21 protein-coding genes and 1 pseudogene are annotated in these 19,702 nt (G+C 46.8%); 3 read left to right on the forward strand and 19 right to left on the reverse strand.

Annotation, left to right across the window (positions count from 1 at the left end; translation table 11 throughout):
- Both AACT21_RS07460 and fabB read right to left on the reverse strand, forming a co-directional pair.
- Nucleotides 1–294: pseudogene (locus AACT21_RS07460) on the reverse strand (4-phosphoerythronate dehydrogenase); the annotation flags it as partial.
- 226 nt (nucleotides 295–520) lie between these two features.
- A complete protein-coding gene (fabB, locus tag AACT21_RS07465; protein ID WP_013856332.1) occupies nucleotides 521–1,732 on the reverse strand; it encodes a beta-ketoacyl-ACP synthase I in 1,212 nt (403 codons plus the stop codon).
- Nucleotides 1,733–1,859: 127 nt separating this feature from the next.
- Here fabB and mnmC point away from each other — a divergent pair, with 127 nt between their 5' ends.
- Complete coding sequence (gene mnmC, locus AACT21_RS07470; RefSeq protein WP_094164285.1) at nucleotides 1,860–3,887, forward strand: bifunctional tRNA (5-methylaminomethyl-2-thiouridine)(34)-methyltransferase MnmD/FAD-dependent 5-carboxymethylaminomethyl-2-thiouridine(34) oxidoreductase MnmC; 2,028 nt, start codon at nucleotides 1,860–1,862, stop codon at nucleotides 3,885–3,887.
- A 114-nt stretch (nucleotides 3,888–4,001) separates the two neighbouring features.
- Here the strand turns inward: mnmC and AACT21_RS07475 are convergent, their stop codons facing one another.
- The 3 genes from AACT21_RS07475 to AACT21_RS07485 form a co-directional block, all read right to left on the reverse strand.
- A complete protein-coding gene (locus AACT21_RS07475) occupies nucleotides 4,002–4,526 on the reverse strand; it encodes an NADPH-dependent FMN reductase (RefSeq protein WP_026028358.1) in 525 nt (174 codons plus the stop codon).
- A gap of 117 nt (nucleotides 4,527–4,643) precedes the next feature.
- A complete protein-coding gene (locus AACT21_RS07480; protein ID WP_013856329.1) occupies nucleotides 4,644–4,907 on the reverse strand; it encodes a YfcL family protein in 264 nt (87 codons plus the stop codon).
- A gap of 32 nt (nucleotides 4,908–4,939) precedes the next feature.
- Entirely contained in the window at nucleotides 4,940–5,470 is a 531-nt protein-coding gene (locus AACT21_RS07485) for an elongation factor P hydroxylase (RefSeq protein WP_013856328.1), read from the reverse strand.
- Between the two features lie 234 nt (nucleotides 5,471–5,704).
- On the opposite strand from AACT21_RS07485, the gene AACT21_RS07490 reads away from it, so the two are divergent.
- Nucleotides 5,705–6,328, forward strand: a complete 624-nt coding sequence (locus AACT21_RS07490) for a trimeric intracellular cation channel family protein (RefSeq protein WP_026027295.1) — start codon at nucleotides 5,705–5,707, stop codon at nucleotides 6,326–6,328.
- 166 nt (nucleotides 6,329–6,494) lie between these two features.
- Here AACT21_RS07490 and aroC read toward each other — a convergent pair whose 3' ends face one another.
- Together aroC and prmB are read right to left on the reverse strand one after the other, a co-directional pair.
- A complete protein-coding gene (gene aroC, locus AACT21_RS07495; RefSeq protein WP_026028357.1) occupies nucleotides 6,495–7,580 on the reverse strand; it encodes a chorismate synthase in 1,086 nt (361 codons plus the stop codon).
- Between the two features lie 184 nt (nucleotides 7,581–7,764).
- Nucleotides 7,765–8,697, reverse strand: a complete 933-nt coding sequence (gene prmB, locus AACT21_RS07500) for a 50S ribosomal protein L3 N(5)-glutamine methyltransferase (RefSeq protein WP_013856325.1) — start codon at nucleotides 8,695–8,697, stop codon at nucleotides 7,765–7,767.
- A 63-nt stretch (nucleotides 8,698–8,760) separates the two neighbouring features.
- Here prmB and smrB point away from each other — a divergent pair, with 63 nt between their 5' ends.
- Nucleotides 8,761–9,291 (forward strand): endonuclease SmrB, encoded by a 531-nt coding sequence (gene smrB, locus AACT21_RS07505; protein ID WP_013856324.1) that lies wholly within the window; start codon nucleotides 8,761–8,763, stop codon nucleotides 9,289–9,291.
- Nucleotides 9,292–9,347: 56 nt separating this feature from the next.
- Here smrB and flhB read toward each other — a convergent pair whose 3' ends face one another.
- From flhB to fliH, 12 genes are all read right to left on the reverse strand, one after another.
- On the reverse strand, nucleotides 9,348–10,478 hold the full coding sequence (gene flhB / locus AACT21_RS07510; protein ID WP_013856323.1) for a flagellar biosynthesis protein FlhB: 1,131 nt from the start codon (nucleotides 10,476–10,478) through the stop codon (nucleotides 9,348–9,350).
- Between the two features lie 9 nt (nucleotides 10,479–10,487).
- On the reverse strand, nucleotides 10,488–11,270 hold the full coding sequence (fliR, locus tag AACT21_RS07515; protein WP_013856322.1) for a flagellar biosynthetic protein FliR: 783 nt from the start codon (nucleotides 11,268–11,270) through the stop codon (nucleotides 10,488–10,490).
- Between the two features lie 8 nt (nucleotides 11,271–11,278).
- Nucleotides 11,279–11,548 carry a flagellar biosynthesis protein FliQ gene (gene fliQ / locus AACT21_RS07520; protein WP_013856321.1) on the reverse strand — a complete coding sequence of 90 codons (270 nt, stop codon included), beginning with the start codon at nucleotides 11,546–11,548 and terminating at the stop codon, nucleotides 11,279–11,281.
- Between the two features lie 11 nt (nucleotides 11,549–11,559).
- The gene (gene fliP / locus AACT21_RS07525) at nucleotides 11,560–12,399 is read right to left on the reverse strand and encodes a flagellar type III secretion system pore protein FliP (protein ID WP_013856320.1); all 840 of its coding nucleotides are present in this window, start codon (nucleotides 12,397–12,399) and stop codon (nucleotides 11,560–11,562) included.
- A 46-nt stretch (nucleotides 12,400–12,445) separates the two neighbouring features.
- Nucleotides 12,446–12,826, reverse strand: a complete 381-nt coding sequence (gene fliO / locus AACT21_RS07530; protein ID WP_013856319.1) for a flagellar biosynthetic protein FliO — start codon at nucleotides 12,824–12,826, stop codon at nucleotides 12,446–12,448.
- A gap of 33 nt (nucleotides 12,827–12,859) precedes the next feature.
- On the reverse strand, nucleotides 12,860–13,270 hold the full coding sequence (gene fliN / locus AACT21_RS07535; RefSeq protein ID WP_010318705.1) for a flagellar motor switch protein FliN: 411 nt from the start codon (nucleotides 13,268–13,270) through the stop codon (nucleotides 12,860–12,862).
- A gap of 17 nt (nucleotides 13,271–13,287) precedes the next feature.
- Nucleotides 13,288–14,340, reverse strand: a complete 1,053-nt coding sequence (gene fliM / locus AACT21_RS07540) for a flagellar motor switch protein FliM (RefSeq protein ID WP_013856317.1) — start codon at nucleotides 14,338–14,340, stop codon at nucleotides 13,288–13,290.
- 7 nt (nucleotides 14,341–14,347) lie between these two features.
- Nucleotides 14,348–14,848 (reverse strand): flagellar basal body-associated protein FliL, encoded by a 501-nt coding sequence (gene fliL / locus AACT21_RS07545; protein ID WP_017045735.1) that lies wholly within the window; start codon nucleotides 14,846–14,848, stop codon nucleotides 14,348–14,350.
- A 33-nt stretch (nucleotides 14,849–14,881) separates the two neighbouring features.
- The gene (locus AACT21_RS07550; protein ID WP_088732754.1) at nucleotides 14,882–16,927 is read right to left on the reverse strand and encodes a flagellar hook-length control protein FliK; all 2,046 of its coding nucleotides are present in this window, start codon (nucleotides 16,925–16,927) and stop codon (nucleotides 14,882–14,884) included.
- Between the two features lie 172 nt (nucleotides 16,928–17,099).
- Nucleotides 17,100–17,552, reverse strand: coding sequence for a flagellar export protein FliJ (gene fliJ, locus AACT21_RS07555; protein ID WP_010318709.1), 453 nt, complete (start codon nucleotides 17,550–17,552; stop codon nucleotides 17,100–17,102).
- 3 nt (nucleotides 17,553–17,555) lie between these two features.
- Nucleotides 17,556–18,878 carry a flagellar protein export ATPase FliI gene (gene fliI / locus AACT21_RS07560; protein ID WP_094164286.1) on the reverse strand — a complete coding sequence of 441 codons (1,323 nt, stop codon included), beginning with the start codon at nucleotides 18,876–18,878 and terminating at the stop codon, nucleotides 17,556–17,558.
- The gene (gene fliH / locus AACT21_RS07565; RefSeq protein WP_013856311.1) at nucleotides 18,878–19,681 is read right to left on the reverse strand and encodes a flagellar assembly protein FliH; all 804 of its coding nucleotides are present in this window, start codon (nucleotides 19,679–19,681) and stop codon (nucleotides 18,878–18,880) included. Before fliH ends, fliI begins: the two co-directional genes overlap by 1 nt.
- Between the last annotated feature and the right edge of the window lie 21 nt (nucleotides 19,682–19,702).

Here is a 19,702-nt window from a genome sequence, read left to right on the forward strand (position 1 = left end):
CTCAGCCACTCCCACCTTATTACACCCCGGTGCGGCAGTAAAAAAGATGCCTCTTTCAGCCAAAAGCGCTTGATCAACGTGGTCCATACCTGCCGTCGCCGTACCAACGAACTTTAATTTATTGGCTTTCGCTAATAGTGCTTGATTTACTTTCGTAACAGAACGAATCATCAAGGCGTCAACGTCGATAAGATCATCAGCCGTTAAGCTTCTACCGGGTTTCAACACCACCTCACCAAGCTGGCTAAATAACGATTCAGCATAAGGCATGTTTTCATCAATAAGGATTTTCATAGCGGAGTTCACAATTTTCGAAATTGAAGGAATTGTGCAGAAAAGCGCACAGACTGTCGAGAAGAAATCCCGCTTTCCATAAAAATGCCCGGCTCCTCACGGAAACCGGGCAAAAACCCAGAACAAAAGGATCCCGTCCCGCTCTCCATGGGACAGAGTCTGCGTCTGTTCGATCAGCTAAGCTGACCCGCTCTGGAAACCTTTTTATTAGAGGTGTGTAGGCGCATTAGCCTTGATACTTTTTGATCACTAGCGTCGCGTTCGTACCGCCAAAACCAAAGCTGTTAGACATCACAGTGGTTAGCTCTTGCTCGCGCATTTCGGTCACAATATCAAGGCCATCAGCCGCTGGATCTAAATTGTCAATGTTGATGCTTGGCGCGATAAAGCCGTGGTGAAGCATCAAGGTAGAGTAGATGGCTTCATGCACACCTGCCGCCCCCAATGCGTGGCCAGTCATTGCTTTTGTTGCCGAGATAGCTGGGCTGTTGCCAGCGAACACTTCTTGAATGGCACCCAACTCTTTTACATCACCGACAGGTGTGGAAGTACCATGTGTATTGACATAATCCACACTATCTACCGCTTGCATTGCCATCTTCATGCAACGCACAGCGCCTTCACCTGATGGAGCCACCATGTCGTAGCCATCGGATGTCGCACCGTAACCGACGATTTCACCGTAAATTTTTGCGCCGCGAGCCAGTGCATGCTCAAGCTCTTCAACCACAACCATGCCGCCGCCGCCTGAAATCACGAAACCATCGCGGTCAGCATCGTAAGTACGTGACGCTTTTTCTGGTGTTTCGTTGTACTTAGTTGACAACGCACCCATTGCATCAAACATCATAGTTAAAGACCAATCGAGCTCTTCACCACCACCTGCAAACACAACATCTTGCTTACCCAATTGGATAAGTTCCATTGCGTGACCAATACAGTGAGCCGACGTCGCACAAGCGGAGCTCATGGTGTAGTTGACGCCACGGATTTTAAATGGCGTAGCAAGACAGGCTGAAACAGTCGAAGACATAGTACGTGGAACCATGTAAGGACCAACGCGCTTCACGCCTTTTGTGCGCAATGTGTCGACAGCAATAACTTGGTTATACGACGACGCACCGCCAGAACCAGCCACAATACCAGTACGGTCATTAGAGACCTGCTCTGGTGCTAAACCTGAATCGGCAATCGCTTGTTCCATTGATAGGTATGCAAACGCGGCCGCATCACCCATAAAACGCATCTGTTTGCGATCAATATGGTCAGCAGGGTTCATTTTTAGGCTACCCCACACTTGAGAGCGTAAACCGTTCTCTTTGAACTGCTCAGAAGCGGTAATACCTGATTTGCCTGCTTTTAGAGACGCTAAAACTTCTTCGACGTTGTTACCGATACTTGAAACAATACCCATACCGGTGATTACGACTCGTTTCATGTGACATTCCTATAATTCAAAATTCGCTTAGATAATAACTAAGAAGAATAACAAAAGTGGTCAGCTTTCCCAGAAATTCGTACAATCTCGAGCTATATATCGCCCGATTTCACAGAATTACACCATTATGACCAGCATAACCAACGCAACACTGGGTTGGAATGAAGCGGGCACACCCGTTTCCGACCAATTCGATGACGTTTACTTTTCCAACGTTAACGGCCTAGAAGAGACGCGTTACGTGTTTCTTTCCCAAAATCATATACCACAAAGATGGCACCAATATGACCAAAAACGATTCGTCATTGCCGAAACGGGGTTTGGCACTGGGTTAAATTTTCTCGCTGTATGGCAAGAATTTGATGCGTTTAGGCAACAAAACCCAAATGCGCCATTGCAAGCGCTGCATTTTATCAGTTTTGAAAAATATCCGCTCAATAAACACGACTTGATAACAGCGCACCAAGCGTGGCCTGAATTAGCGACTTATGCGAAAAAGCTTCAACAACACTACCCGATTGCAGTACCAGAATGTCATCGCATTGTTCTTGATGATGGCGCCATTACCCTTGATCTTTGGTTCGGTGATATCAAAGAGTGTATGCCGCAAGTTCCCACAACCGAGCAAGGCGTGGTAGACGCATGGTTTTTGGATGGTTTTGCTCCCAGTAAAAACCCTGAAATGTGGAATCAAACGCTGTTTGAGAATATGGCCAAACTGGCGAAACACAAAGCCACGTGCGCCACTTTTACCGCCGCAGGTTTTGTACGACGCGGATTGATAGAAGCAGGCTTTTCGATGAAAAAAGTGAAAGGCTTTGGCACCAAAAGAGAGATGATTGCTGGTCAACTGGAACACAAAACGCCGTACAGCAATATAAAACCTTGGTTTGCGATTGCGCCGACGACCAATGTTACCGACGTGGCGATCATCGGCGGCGGCATTGCTAGTGCCACATTAGCTAAAATGCTCAATCGCCGCGGTATCAATGTCAGCCTGTATTGCGCCGATCCTCAGGCCGCTCAAGGTGCTTCAGGTAACCGACAAGGTGCGGTTTACCCACTGCTGAATAAAGACCACAGTGGTGTATCGCGTGTTTTTGCGCCCGCTTTTCTGTTTGCTCGGCAATTTGTTGAGCAAATGGCGCAAACCGTCCCTTTTGATCATGATTGGTGTGGTGTGACCCAATTGATGTGGGATGAAAAATCGACCCAAAAACAGATGGCGATGCTTGAAGGGAAATTTAACCCTCAGCTAATGCACTACTGCGATCAACAAGCAACGTTACAAAACGTCGGCTTACCGACTGACATGGTCAGCTTACATTACCCACTCGGAGGATGGCTTTGCCCTGCTCAACTGACACAAGGCCTGTTTGACCAATTAAGCCAAAGTGAGCGATTCAACGCCTATTTCAATCACAAGGTGGAGTCTTTGCGCTGGGATGAAATACAACGGCAGTGGACATTAAGTGTTAATGGTAGCGAAAAGCACCATCAGTGTGTGGTCATTGCAAACGGTCATCAATTTGACCATTTCGAGCAAACTCAAGCGTTGCCACTTGGCAAAGTGAAAGGACAAGTGAGCCATATTCCAACCTCAGAAACATTGCAAAAGCTGAGCAGCGTGTTGTGTTACGACGGCTATATGACGCCGCACAACCCCAACACTCAACAGCACTGCATTGGCGCAAGCTATGACCGAAGTCAAATCAACCAAGCATTCGATGCGGCGGCGCAGCAAGAGAATGGACAACGCTTAACCCGTTGTATTAACGACCAAAACTGGACACAGCAAGTCGATACATCTAGCAATCAATCTCGCCAAGGCGTTCGCTGTGTCAGCCGCGATCATTTGCCGTTTGTCGGGAATGTGGGCAACTTTGAACAGATCAAACTCGACTACCAGCCGTTAACGTACCAAGATCCGCAACAGACTCCATCTGTGGCTCACTATCCTCATTTGTACTGCATGCTCGGGCTAGGATCGCGAGGGCTAAGTTCTGCGCCATTAATGGCTGAGTTGCTGGCTTCACAAATGAATGGCGATCCGCTACCACTTGCTGTTGATGTACTCGAAACGCTTCATCCAAGTCGAATGTGGGTGAGAAAACTCAAAAAAGGCAAAGCCATCACCGAACGTACTCTTCGATAAAACCCATCATAGAAAAAAGCCTTACTTATCCAGCAAGGCTTTTTTAATGCTCACTTTTTCACGCGAAAAGGCGTGAGACTTAAGGTGAGACGAACTTAAAACGAGACAAGAAAGCTATACGAGCTTCGCAATCGCGTCTTTCAATTGTGCCGCCACTTCTGGATTAGTCACTTGACCCGTAGCCAAGTCAAAATTGTCATAAAAACTCGGTACCGAGACAGACGCTTTTACATTACCACCAAAATAAGGAGCAGAATTATTTGCCGCCGCCAAAACCGATTGCGCGCCACCAGGACCAGGAGAGCTGGCTAGGTAAACAGCAGGTTTACCTTTGAATAGTTCACGGTCAATGCGTGTTGCCCAGTCAAATAAATTTTTGTACGCCGCTGGGTAGTGACCATTATGCTCAGCAAAAGAGATAACAAACGCATCCGCTTGAGCAAGATCACGCAGAAAAGCTTGAGCGCCTTCGGCTTGACCAAGCTCTTTTTCAAGATCTTCGCTAAACATAGGAACGGTATAGTTGTTAATATCAAGCACCACCACGTCTGCACCTTCAATGAGGTGAGCGGTGTAAGTGGCCAATGCTTTATTGATTGAAGTTGAGCTGTTTGATGCTCCAAATGCGATGACTTTCATGGTGTTGCCCTTGTGTGTTCGAATATGGCTTAAGCATAGCGATCGCACAAATTAACAACAACCATAAAAATTTTACGGACTCATTCAAAGAATTCGAATGAGTTAAGTGTGCTCATCTTAAGCTTGGTTGTGAAGCTCGGTCCATAAATCGAACACAATCACGCGGTCGGCAGGCGTAAGCTCTGTGCGCGCTTGCTCTAGGCTTTGCTCAATTCGTGCTTTAAACAGAGATAGATCGTCAATTCCTTCATCTTCACACGCGGCTGCAGACAAAGAAATATGACCTCGCAAATAACCACCCGCAAACAATTCATCGTCCGATGCCGTCGCAATACGTGCATCAATCATTTCCAGCAGTTTTTCTTCAAATCCAATAATCATACAACTCTCATTTTCTCTTATTATTTAGCTAGTTACCTGATGATAAAGTGCTCTAGCCTTAATTCTGTCGTACCATAAAAAGCACGTAATGCATCTGACAGCATCTTCACTCGGGGTGGAAGCCCAACCTGTAAGATAGCGACTACCTCACGATGTACCTGAGTCATAAAGGTGATGCGGTCTGGTTCAAAATCGCCGTGTAGGTTGTCACAACTCACAGTAAAAGGAAAGCCAGCACTGACCGATAAAATCCACTCATACGCTTGAGGGCGCACCTCTACTTTTTCAAATTCGGCTTGGACTTGCGCGGTTCGCCCGTCTGGTTGATACCAATAGCCAAAATCTTCCATCAATCGCCGTTCAGGCCCGGCGACGCACCAATGCGCGATTTCGTGCAGTGCCGAGGCAAAGAATCCCCGTGCGAAAATGATGCGGTGATGATTAATTTGCGCATCAGCAGGCAAGTAAATCGGCTCATCACCACCGAGCTCTAAACGCGTATTGAATGGCTCAAAAAAAGTGTCATTGAACAGGGAGATCAAGTCTTGGTATTGATGTGTCATCGCTCAGTCATGCAGGCAAAAATTTCTCAACGCATTCTCTTATTTTTCTGTAGTCAGGTAAAGCCATTCAATCGCCCCACTTCATTAGTTTTATTAATCGGTCAAACGGTTTCTTGGCATAAAATCTCATTCGCCATCGCCTGACTTTACTACTACACTTGCGCCTCCATTTTTAAGTTCAACCGCTTTCTCGGTTCTTATATACCTAAGGAAGTGCTGTCGGAGTACCGCATTATGTTGCTCAGTGTTTTATATATTATTGGTATTACTGCCGAAGCGATGACTGGCGCATTGAGTGCAGGCCGTCGAAAAATGGATTGGTTCGGTGTGATGTTAGTAGCGAGTGCCACTGCGATTGGAGGCGGTACGGTGAGGGATATTTTACTCGGCCATTATCCGCTAGGTTGGGTGAAGAATCCGGAGTTTTTAGCCATTACCTGTATCGCAGGCGTTCTCACCACAGGCTTAGCTAAATGGGTAATCAAACTCAAAGGGTTGTTCATTCGTTTAGATGCATTGGGGCTAATTGTGTTCAGTATCATAGGCACAAAAGTCGCAATGGGCATGGGTTTGCATCCCGGCATTTGTATGGTTTCTGCGTTGGTCACTGGGGTGTTTGGTGGGTTATTACGCGATTTAATCTGCAGACAAACGCCACTGGTACTGCATGAAGAACTCTACGCTTCGGTTTCATTAGTCGCTTCAGGGCTTTATTTAACCTTACTCGCATTCGGCATCAATGATGTCACCAGCACGATAGTAACGCTTATTGTGGGTTATTTATTGCGTATGGCGGCAGTGCGTTTTAAATGGCGTTTGCCTTCTTTCCAGCTTGATGCTGAAAATCAGATTCATTAGCCACAATCCGATGTTAGATATTCCGATGTTAGATATTTAGTTAGTTAGCTGACTTGTTTCGATAAAAAATTCATTCAGCCGCGGAAATTGGCCAAACAGAAAATTGCTTAAAACAAAAGCGCCCTAGCAAGAAGGGCGCTTTTCATTTTAATTCGGTTATACTGGATTAGATTTTAGGCGTTTCGGTTTGAACCGCAAAATTCTGCCCGCGATGACGAAGTAAGTGGTCCATCAACACAATCGCCAGCATTGCTTCGGCAATGGGCACAGCGCGAATACCAACGCAAGGATCATGGCGACCTTTCGTGATAAGTTGTGTGGGTTCACCCGTGCGAGTAATGGTATCGCCAGGTACTGTAATACTTGACGTGGGTTTAAGCGCAATACTGGCGACAATATCTTGCCCAGTCGAAATACCGCCTAAAATACCGCCGGCATGATTTGAGCGAAAGCCGTTCGGTGTTAGAGGATCTCGATGCTGGCTGCCTTTTTGCTGCACGACATCAAAACCGTCACCAATCTCTACCCCTTTCACCGCATTAATGCTCATCAAAGCATGCGCAATATCCGCATCTAGACGATCAAATACCGGCTCACCTAAACCAACAGGCAGGTTGGTCGCGACAACTTGAATTTTTGCACCGATCGAATCACCTTCTTTTTTCAAATCACGGATCAGTTGGTCGAATGCCGCCACTTTGTCTGCATCTGGACAGAAAAAGGCGTTATTCTCAATTTCATTCCAATCCACTTTATCGATACAAACATCACCCATTTGTGACAAGTAAGCGCGAATTTCAACCCCAAATTCTTGTTTGAGATATTTCTTCGCAATGGCTCCCGCTGCCACTCGCATCGCTGTCTCTCGTGCTGATGAACGGCCACCACCACGATAGTCGCGAATGCCATATTTTTGGTGGTAGGTATAATCGGCATGACCGGGGCGAAACTTGTCTTTAATGTCTGAATAATCGGTTGAACGTTGGTCGGTATTTTCAATTAATAGACCGATCGATGTACCTGTGGTTTTCCCCTCAAATACACCAGAAAGAATTTTGACTTCATCCGCTTCACGGCGCTGCGTTGTATAGCGAGATGTGCCAGGACGGCGACGATCTAGGTCTATCTGTAAGTCAGCTTCTGTAATTTCTAAGCCCGGAGGGCATCCGTCGACGATACATCCTAGTGCGATACCGTGACTTTCTCCGAATGTCATCACCCGAAAATGTTGTCCGATACTGTTTCCTGCCATTACTTCCTCAATATTGATGACACAGAGCGACATGCTCCCTATCACCGCTTCATTCTATTGTTCGTGGATTCATAGTGGCTTTATTACGAAATGATGTAAAGCCCCAAAATAAAGCAATGTGTATTTTTCTAATGGATAAAAAAACGCCAGCACTGTGGCTGGCGTTTTTCTTATGCGTACGGCATTAGTCGATATAAAGCGCAAAGTCGCTAGCGCAATCAACCAACTGCTGGCGAGTCAGCATGAATACGCCATGCCCACCATTTTCAAACTCAAGCCAAGTAAACGGAATGTGGTCGTATTGGTTCATCATATGCACCATCGAATTGCCCACTTCACAGATCAAAATACCGTTATCAGTGAGGTATCCCGCCGCATTGGCCAAAATACGACGCACCAATTTCAAACCATCGGTACCGGCGGCTAAGCCGAGTTCTGGTTCGTGTTTGAACTCTTTGGGCAAACTATTCATATCTTCTTGATCCACATACGGTGGATTCGACACGATTAGGTCATATTTCTCTTTTGGCAAATCACGGAATAGATCGGAACGGATCGGGAAAACTTGTTGCTCCATACCGTGATCTTGAATATTTTGCTCCGCCACTTGCAGTGCGTCGGTTGAGATATCAATCGCATCCACTTCAGCATCAGGGAACGCGTGGGCGCACGCAATGGCGATGCAACCGCTGCCAGTACACAAATCCATAATGCGTACAGGCTCGTCGATCAACCAAGGTTGGAACTGCGCTTCAATCAATTCGCCAATCGGTGAACGTGGCACCAGTACTCGCTCATCCACATAAAACTCAAGGCCACAGAACCACGCTTTATTGGTTAAATAAGCGATAGGAGTACGTTCATTAATGCGCTTAATCACCCGTTCAACAATACGCAGACGTTCGCTGCCTGTTAAACGAGAATTCAGTACATGCGGAGGAACATCAATCGGAAGATAGAGTGTCGGTAGGATTAGCTGAACGGCTTCATCCCACGCATTATCGGTCCCATGACCATAAAATAAGTTGGCGGCATTAAAACGGCTGACCGTCCAACGAATCATATCTTGAAGCGTGTGAAGTTCAGAAACCGCCTCTTCTACAAAAATCTTATCCAAAATTGCCTCCGAAAAGCGCTACAATACTGCCAATATCGATCTGTTAGAAAATGACCAAACCCAATGAGCCAAAAAGAGACCGAACACGATGACGCTTTCGACTTGTTTCGGGATGCAGTAAAGGGCGTTAAAAAGTTGCGACAGGATACCATAATCCAGCCGCCAAACAGAAACCCCAAACAAAAAGAAATCCGCCGTATTGCGCGGGAAGCCAGCGATACCGAATTTTATTTTTCCGATGAGTTTATACCAAAACTCAGCGATGAAGGCCCGACGCGCTATGCTCGTGATGATGTGTCGAAATATGAAGTTAAACGGTTAAGACGTGGCGTTTATGTGCCGGATGTGTTTTTGGATATGCACGGCATGACACAGCAAGAAGCGAAACGAGAACTCGGGGCGATGGTTGCTTATTGTGTGAAGGAAAATATTCACTGCGCTTGTGTCCAACATGGGATCGGTAAACACATTCTCAAACAAAAAGTTCCTCTCTGGCTCGCTCAACATCCTGATGTGATGGCGTTTCATCAAGCCCCTCTTGAATTTGGCGGGCATGGCGCGGTGTTGGTGCTGCTTTCCATTCCTGATAAGTGATTTAAACTGACGCTAACTTCAGCATCAACGCTTTTGCTCCAGCATAACGATGAGGATTAATGTCGTAAATCCGGTGGAATCGGCATGTTATTCTCATCGAGTTTGGGTCTTTGGCCACCGCGTTTACGATACTGCTTAAGCTGAAAGACATAAGCCAGTACCTGCGCAACCGCCACGAAAAGCCCGTCGGGGATCTCCTGTTCAAGATCGGTTGTGTGATAAAGCGCTCGAGCCAAAGGCGGTGCGGGGATGATGTGTATATCATGCGCACGTGCTACTTCACGAATTTTCATCGCCATGTGATCGACGCCTTTAGCCACCACAATCGGTGCTTTATCCGTATTTTGTTTATAGCGCAGCGCAACTGAGAAGTGTTCTGGGTTGGTGATAATTACATCCGCTTGTGGCACTTCCGCCATCATCCGCCGCTGGGCCGCTTCACGCTGCAACATCCGAATTCGGCCTTTAACCTCAGGTTTTCCTTCCGTATCTTTGTATTCGTCTTTTACTTCTTGCTTGGTCATTTTTAATTGGTCAGCGTGCTGCCAGATTTGGAATGGGATATCGATGGCGACCACGACCAATAAAGAACAACTGATCAGCAACACAAAGTTGAGCAAAATATCGAGCGCATGGAAAATATTTTGTGGATAGACATCCATGCTCAGTTGAAATAGATCTTCTTTCGATGCATTGATCAGATAAAAAGCAACGCCAGAAACAAGCAGTACTTTTAAAATGGACTTAAATAACTCAACCCAACTTTGCAAACCGAACATACGTTTTAAGCCACTGAGCGGGTTCATTTTGGAGGGCTTTGGCATCGCAGCTTCGACAGAAAAGTTAATTCCACCAATGCCAGCCGCGCCAATTAATGCAGCAATAAATAACGTGATTAAGATAAGCGAGAGTGGCAATATCAGGGTCGCAAGAGAACCAGCCGCAATATCAAACAACTTTCCGAGATCAAACACTTCTTCTCGGCTTAAGTTGAAGATTCGACCCATCAAAGCGTACAAGGCTCGGGCTAACGATTCGCCAAACCACATCAATGCAATCGCACCCACCACCAGTACCGAAACGGACGCTAACTCTTTTGAACGAGCGACCTGACCTTTTTTTCGCGCCTCGTCCAATCGCTTGGGCGTGGCGTCTTCGGTACGTTCTTGACCGTCTGACTCTGCCAAACGCGCCTCCTAACAGTTCATACGGATAAGGCGACAAATTTGTTGCTCGCCTTCTAACCAGAATAGTTCGTAGTGACTATACAGGCCGCCTAAAATATACCAACAGAGTAACAAGCCGACCAAAAGCGCAAACGCAAAACCCAACGAGAAAATGTTGAGCTGAGGGGCTGCACGAGTCATCACACCAAATGATAAGTTGACGGTTAATAGCGCAATGATGCCAGAAAGAGACATACTCAGCGCCACTTTAAACATAATTCCCAGCCACAATGCGAGCTCACGAAAATCCACGGTCGTTAATGCCCCATCGCCAATAGGCAAGGTTTTGAAACTGAATACCACCAGTTGGATCATCTTTAAATGACCATCGGTTGCTAAGAAGAACAAGGTCGCTAAAAACATAAACAATTGACCAAGCAAAGGGGTGTTCTGCCCGTTTACGGGGTCGACCATTGAAGCAAAACCTAAGCTGGCTTGCATACCCAATATTTGGCCAAGCATAACAAAGGTTTGGATTATAAACTGGGTGATCATGCCCATTGCAACGCCAATAATAATCTGCTCAAAGGTGGTCAAAAAACCTTTAAATGAAAGTAGTTCAACGGTCTCTGAAACGGCAGGAATCGCGGGCATCACGGCGAAGGTAATAGCCAAACCTAAGTAGAGCCGCACTCGGGTCGGAACAAAGCGGGCCCCAGTGACTGACATCACCATCAGCATGGCGGAAATACGAGTGTAGGGCCAAAAATAGCTAGCAATCCACTCTAAAACGAGGCTTGTTGGGTACTCCATTCAAGCTCCTAGTACAGTACCTGTGGTAGCCGTTCAACGATAGAGAAGAAATACTCCATCAACATCTGCGTCATCCAATGGGCAAAGAACATCAGTGCCAGTAACGTCACAATGAGACGCGGTAAAAAGCTCAACGTCTGTTCGTTAATTGAGGTCGCGGCTTGGAAAATGGCGACCACTAAGCCAATCAACAAACTCGGGATGATGATGGCGCACACCATGATAAGCACCATCCACAGTGCGTCTCGAAACAGCTCAACAAAGACTTCAGGAGTCATTCGCGCCCCCGCTATAAAGCAAAACTGCCGGCTAGCGTTGAGAGGATCAAGTTCCATCCATCCACTAGTACAAACAGCATGAGTTTAAAAGGCAGCGAGACGATCATCGGCGAAAGCATCATCATACCCATCGCCATCAAAACAGACGCCACCACTAAATCAATGATTAAAAAGGGTAAAAATAGCATAAAGCCGATTTGAAACGCCGTTTTTAGCTCCGAGGTGATGAACGCAGGGATCAGCACCGCCATCGAGACCTCTTCAGGATTGGTTGCGTCAGAGCCCGATATCTCAACAAAGGTTTCTAAATCTTTGACTCGCGTCTGTTTCAGCATGAAGGCTTTTAGTGGCTCTTGAGCCGTATCAAACGCTTGACGCGCCGTCATCTGCTCATTGAGATATGGCTGCACAGCTTGCTCATTAATGGCGTTGATGACTGGTGACATAATGAAAAAAGTGAGAAAAATAGCGATGCCGATAATTACTTGGTTTGACGGCGTTTGTTGCAGGCCCATTGCCTGGCGCAAGATCGACATCACAATCACGATACGTGTAAAGGAAGTCATCAAAATGACCATGGCAGGCAAAAAACCCAACATGGTCATCAAGGCTAAAATTTGTAGATTGATCGAGTAATCTTGACTGCCATCTGAATTGGTCGTCATGGTAAATGCTGGAATACCGCCACCACCACTGACGCTACCAGCGGCTATGGTTTTAGAGGCGCCACTGTCTTTATTCATCGCCGTTACTGTCACCGTTTCTGCACCTACGGTGCTGGAAGGAATTGGCGTGGCTAACTCTTGCTCTGAAAACGCAAACGGGGTAAACAATAATGCCACCAGCAACATAGAAAGATGCCATAGATGACCAAGGTAACCCAATGAGGCCGTGCGACTATTTCTTGTCATTTTTCTTTAGCAGCTGAGTCAGTTGACCGGCAAACGGACTGACCTCAGCCTCCTCCTGTTTGAGTGGGGCATCTAATTTTGCGATCAATTGGACGGATTGTGACGTGACTCCGACGAGAAATTGTTCTTCTCCCGCTTGCACAATAACGATACGCTCTTTAGTACCCACTGGCAGTTGACGTACAATGCTCAACCCTTTTTGATTACCGAACGTGGGCACTCGCATGCGTTTTAACACCCAAGCCAAAAAGAGAATTAGCGCAATAACGAACAAAAGCGACCCGAAAGTGGTCGCTAAATCTAAGTGATCATTCGGCGCTGCCATCGCTTGGCTTGAACAGAGCAATAAACCGATCAGTTTTTTCATCCAAATACTTCTTTTTCGTAAACTGACGTTATGCTAACGCAGCTTTTTAATACGCTCAGTCTGGCTGATTACATCGGTTAAACGAATACCGAATTTATCGTTAACCACTACCACTTCTCCATGAGCAATCAAGGTGCCGTTCACCATCACATCCAATGACTCACCCGCGATGCGATCAAGCTCAACCACCGAGCCTTGGTTCAATTGCAGTAAGTTACGAATGCTGATCTTCGAACGCCCCACTTCCATCGAAATGGTCACCGGAATGTCCATGATCGTATCAAGTTTGCGGCGCTCATCTTCGGTGATCGGTGGTGAAGTGTCTTTCAATTCATCAAGAGGCGCGGCCAGAATTTCATCTACATCAATACTAGGCGCGGATGGGTCTTCCCCTAATGCGGCTGCCCATTCGTCTGCCAATCTTTGGTCGTCACTTGGTTCCATCTTCGTTACCTACTCTATTATTCTTCGTTATCTTCTTCGTCATCATCTTCAAATTCAGACATGATGTCTTTGCCTAAAAAGGCGAGATCCGTTTTTACTACATCAGGGCGTTTAATTTTTTCAGAGACTTGAACCGCCAGTTTTTCACCAGAGCGGCCCATTTTCACTCGGTAAGTAGGCAGCTCTTCAACAAACATCGTTGCGTTTTTGGGCATTTTAATTGGGATGATATCGCCTACTTGTAGATCCATTAAGTCACGCAATGAAATGTCTTGTTCTAATAAATTGACTCGGAAATTGACGGGTACATCCATGATCTCTTCGCGCAGTGCAGAACTCCAACGCACATCGGTTTCCATTTTATCCGACTGGACACCCGCATCGAGTAACTCACGAATGGGTTCAACCATCGAATAAGGCATGACCACGTGGAAATCGCCGCCGCCGCCATCGACTTCGATATGAAACGAGCTCACTACGATCACTTCCGTTGGGCTGACGATGTTAGCCATACTTGGGTTCACTTCTGAATCCAAATATTCAAACTCAACGCCCATCACCGGTGACCAAGCTTCTTTGTAGTCACCGAAAACAATTTTTAACAGTAATTGAATGACACGTCGTTCTGTTGGCGTAAATTCGCGCCCTTCAATTCGAGCGTGGAAACGTCCATCGCCACCAAAAAAGTTTTCCACCAAAATGAAGACTAAACGCGCTTCCATCGTGACCAACGCGGTCCCTTTTAACGGACGAAAACGCACCATGTTCAAACTAGTCGGAACATAAAGCGTATTTTGGTATTCACCAAACTTCATCATCTGTACGCCGTTGATCGACACTTCAGCCGTTTTACGCAGCATGTTGAACAAACTAATACGCATGTGACGAGCAAAACGTTCGTTGATAAGCTCCAGCGTAGGCATGCGCCCACGGACGATACGGTCTTGTGAAGAGAAGTCAAAGTTAATCGCCGATTTATCGGCAACATCGTCATCGTCTTCCGCCTCATCAACACTGTCTACACCATGAAGCAGGGCATCAATTTCGTCTTGGCTTAATAAATCAGTCACTTCTCACCTACTGCATTACAAAATCAGTAAACAACACTTTTTCGATCACAGGTTGCCCAACCGCTTTAGTGAGTGCCGCTTTAATGTCATCGGTCGCCTTATCTCTCAGCTCAATTCGCCCGGTAGGGCTACGAAGCTGTTCCACAGTGGCAGACGCAAAAGTGGCCAGTAAAGAGCTTTCCACTAAAGGTGAATGGTAACGTGCAAGGCTTTCGTTTTCTGAACCTCGCACCATCAACTGCACTTTGATTTGCACCAAACGATCTTTCTTATCACCTGTGACGTTAAACACAAACGGCTGTGCAATATTAACGTAAGCCACAGGATCCGTTGGCAAAGCTTGCTGCGCTGCGGGGGCTTGCTCACTCGTGGCTTCACCCTCATCTCCGCTCATCAAAAAGAAAGCTGCACCACCACCACCAAGCAGTAACACTACGGCAGCAATAATGATAATCAGCAGTTTTTTCTTCCCTTTGGGGGCTTCCGCGCCTAACTCTTCATCGGCCATAATGTTCTCTATGTCGTTATTTTTAATATTAGTTTAAGCGTAATAACTGATTCCATCACGCTTTGATGCGACATTCAAATCAAGTTTGACGTCTGTATCAAGGTTTTCTTCGTCTAAATAGCTTCCGTTGCGCGCCAATTGACCAGATTGAGCATCCCCGTCGGCAGTGTAGCGCGCTTGTTGCTGACCAGCGCTCTGTTGTTGGACAGAGGTCTCACCCAACTGCACACCTTGTTGTGCCAACATTTCTCGTAGCCTTGGCATAGATTGTTCAATCACATCACGTGCTTGATGGTTAGCGACCGTAAAATGAACCGTCGTATGATCACCATTCATATTCATACGAATTTGTAAACGCCCCAATTCCGGTGGATCTAAGCGAATATCGACATGTTTAAGGTTTTTCGACATCATCATTTGCAGCCGTTCCGCCATTTGCTCACTGGCCATTTCTCGGTTAAGCAACAAAGGAGGCTGTTGCGCGGCTTGCAAGTTGTCAGCACGGCTCTGCGTCGCGTTCAAACCATGTTGCCCCAAAGCACTCGAAAGCTGCTGCGCTAATGTGCCCTCTTTTTGCTCTTGAGCAGACCCTGCATCATTCACACCCGATAACGCTTTCGCGCCTAATCCGGCTTTGAATAACGCGGGGTTGAGTGGCAATTCTGCATGGGTTGCAGCTGGTATCGTGGCCGCATTCGCTAACTGTTGTATTTGTACATTGGATAACTCATTGCTTGCTGTCACAAGAGGTGACGATGCTAGTGCGGCTTTGTCTGCCGCCACGGCAGCCTGCATGGTTTGAGATTGTTGCTGAGCTAAGGCTTGCTGAACAGAATGGGCTAATGAAACCGGCGTATTTTTACCCTTGAGGACCGTTTCACTTTGTGCCACATCTAGAGGTAATGCTTGCCCTTCGGCAACAACTGTGTTCGCCCAAGGAATGGCTGCGGCAGTCAATAATGCCTCTGTGGGCAGTCCTTGCTGATCATTTTCCGAATCGGTTTGAGGTGTATTCGTAGATGGAGAGAGTGGCAACTTGCCCTCTGCTAAATTTGTCGTCAATTGTGAATCAAGTGCTTGCGCTTCAACCAAAGGTGATGGCTCTATGGGCATGGCGTTGTCACTTTTTGCCACCGCGTTAACTGCTGCATCGCCACCTTCAGTTGTGGCAAGTAAAGTGGCCTCATCTTCTATCGCTTGCGACAAAGCGCTTGCTTGTACTGACTTTGTATCTTGAGGCGGCTGAATGAATTTTCGGACTGATTCCGGCAGGATGAGTTCACCATTCTCTTCAGTCTCTGCGCTTAAGCTTGATGCCGTAGGTGACCCTTCCGCAGCAATCAAACGCTCTTTGCCCTGCTGAATAGGCAGCACACGCTCTGCATCTTGTTCCGTGATGTGCTGATCAGATAATGGAGCTTGCTCATTCACTGACGTCGGTGCTACTGGTTCAGTAGTGGGTTTAGCGAATGCATCCTGTGCTGATATTTGCGCAGCCGCTGGCGCTTTTTGCTCCACTTGATCCGAGGAGTCACCTGCGTTGTCGTCGATTTGCACGTCTACCGGATGAGTGTTTTGTGGCAAGGTTTTGCCGTTTTGGTCAGCAAGTGCTTGATTGGCGCTATTTAAACGGCCAAGGATTTCATCGCCATCGCTCATCACTTGTGCTGTTTTCTGCTGAAGAGCGGAGTCATCAACCTCTGCTGAAGGGGGTGATTTTGTTTGCGCGGTATCAACATCGGCCTCTTCACTCAATGCCTCACCAAGTTCTTTATCTAACAAGGCATCGCTACTTTGGGATGCTACGTCATCGGTGAGCACAGCTCCCTCATCCAGCGCCTTAAAGTCGGTTTCTGCCGAAGATTCAGTGCTACGACCCATAATGAGGGCGGTCAGTTTTTCAAAAAAACCTTGAGATTCAGAACCTTCACTCACCGCATCAGAGCCTGCTTTACTCACGCTGGCCATTTTAGAGGTGTCGGATGGTGTTGTAATATTTACATTCATATCCATGATGCTCGCACTAAAAACAGAGGATGACGCGGATTCATTATTGGCCAGTAAGCCATGTTTCATCATTTTTTGACGATGGCGCAGTGGATTAACCTAATGAACTCCGTGATTAGTCAGAAGCAAGAAATGAGCCAAGCCTTCAATATCGATAAGAAAGTATGACACCCATCTTATTGGACACGTTGACGACTTGAGGCGTCAGTGACTTAAAACTTATTTTGATTAAAACTTATGTTGCTTAAAACTTGTGTTGATTAGAACGTTGCCGACTAAAGAGCAGTGTAGAAAACTCATCCATCTGCTTCTGCTCTCGTTTATCTTGCAGACGTTGCGCTTCTATCTGTTTTTTTTCAATGAGCCATTCGTAAGAGCGTCGCTGTTTTCTCACTTCCATCCAATGCTCTTGGCAGTTCTCTACCTGATTTTTGAAGTGTTGTTCTGCATCTCTTTGTTTGACAAGGGTTTCATCTAACTGGGTAAGAAATCGGTTTAAGTGTCCATATTGGCTCGCCGTCAAACCTGACATGCCGCGCTCCATAAGCTGCTGACAATAATCCAGTCGGTATTGTTCAATCTGCGCTAACTGCTTGTAATAACTCTCTAACTCATCACGCGATTTAGATAACGCCATCACGGCTTTTTCTTCTTTGTCTTTGGCTTGGTCAAGCAAAAACTCGAGTGCGTTATCCATCGATTACCCCACTTGCAAAACGTGCTTGAGCATATTGACGCACATGTCGTAAGGAACCGAATCCTTCATCCCTTGCTGCAAATATTCATCCAGTCTAGGTTTTAGCGTAAATGCACTGTCAATCGCAGGGTCCGTCCCCGGCTTGTAAGCACCGATAGAGACGAGATCTTGATTTTTCCGGCAGATGGAGAGTATTTGACGCACCGCTTTCGACATCAACAGATGTTCATCGGTGGTGATTTGTGGCATGACACGGCTAACCGATTTCTCTACATCAATCGCTGGGTAATGTCCGGCATCGGCCATTTCACGTGATAAAACAATGTGACCATCAAGAATGGCTCGCGATGCATCAGCGATCGGGTCTTGTAGATCATCCCCTTCGGTGAGCACGGTAAAGAAAGCGGTAATCGATCCTTGGTGAGGACCGCCATTTCCCGCTCGTTCAACCAAGGCGGGCAGTTTAGCAAACACCGATGGCGGATAACCTTTTGTGGCTGGCGGCTCACCCACAGATAACGCAATTTCACGTTGCGCTTGGGCAAAACGAGTCAACGAGTCCATGAGTAGCAATACATCTAACCCTTGATCACGAAAGTATTCCGCAATCGCTAACGCGGTTTGACAGCCTTTTAAACGCATCAGCGGTGAGGAGTCCGCAGGCGCGGCTACTACAACTGAACGTTGACGTCCATCAACGCCTAAAATCTCTTCTATAAACTCTTTTACTTCGCGGCCACGTTCACCAATCAGCCCCACCACCACCACTTGAGCGGTTGTGCCACGAGTCATCATGCCAAGCGTTACCGACTTACCGACACCAGAACCGGCAAATAAACCAATCCGCTGCCCTTTACCCACCGTCAGTAAACCGTTGATCGCTTTTAGGCCAACGTCCAGAGGTTCTGTTATGGGTTTGCGAGCTAATGGATTGATGGGGTCAGCATTAAACGATGCGCGCTTTTCGGTATAAATAGACCCCAGCCCATCGAGTGGATTACCGACACCATCAATCACCCGTCCAAGCAGCTCCATCCCAACTGGGAGGCCAGCATCCCCTGTCATTGGGGTAACTTTAGCTCCGGGCAGTACGCCTGTTATCTGTTCGCTGGGCATCAGATAGAGGTTATCGCCAGAAAAGCCAACCACTTCCGCTTCCATTTCTCCGGACATGGTTTCTACTTTACATAAGCTACCAATAGGGGCTTTACAACCGGTAGCCTCAAGGGTTAAACCAACCACACGGACCAATTTGCCCGATGCCATTGGGCGGCAGGTTAACCCTTCGGTTTTGTATTGACTAAGGCGATCGGCAAGAGACAACACTATTGATCACCTTGTTGGTGACGATTGGTGCCACAAAAACTTTTCAACACGCTACGAATGCGATCTTCCATTCGATAATTCACACTCGATTCACCTGCTTCAATCTGGACGTCACCGCGATTTAATGCCGGTTCTTTGACCAATGTCCAGTTTCGGAAATCCAGCTCTTTTTCGCCATAAGCAGAATGAATCACTTCAACATCTTCTGGATGGAGTTTTAATGTGATGGCATGACCAGATACAGGCAGGGACTCAACCGACGATTTGACGGTATCTAAGATCACTTGCGGGTTGGTTTGTACCTCAACGTGAACGACTTCTTTGACCAAGGTTAAAACCATATCGACCAGCTGCTTTTCGACTTGGGCATTCATCAACTCTAGCGGTTGAGCAAATTGATTGGCAAGACCAACGAAAATATCAACCTGCTGCTGGATAAGGGTTTGCCCTTCAGCGACACCCTCGGTTTTGCCTTGCTCAACACCTTCTTGGTGTCCTGCAATCAGTCCTTCTTCTTTGCCTTTTTCATAGCCTTGTTTGAATCCGGCTTCTTGACCTTGGTGCAAACCTTCTTGATAAGCCCCTTGTTTGATCTGGCCAATCTCTTCTTCGCTGAGTTGCAGCGGCTCTTCAACCACTGGCTCATCAAAACTTGGCATCCAACCGGGGTCGTAGTTCATTGCCGTTTCTTTGGCTTTTTTATTGATCTCTGCGCCGTAGTCCGGCAACCCCCACTTTTTGGCTTGTTCAATATTAGCGTCTGCATCTAAACGTAAAAAGCCGCGTTTTCTTTCTCCAGACATAATGCTACCTATTGTTGAGTC

The organism is Vibrio sp. V08_P9A1T1 (assembly GCF_963874405.1).
GTDB classification, from domain to species: domain Bacteria; phylum Pseudomonadota; class Gammaproteobacteria; order Enterobacterales; family Vibrionaceae; genus Vibrio; species Vibrio anguillarum.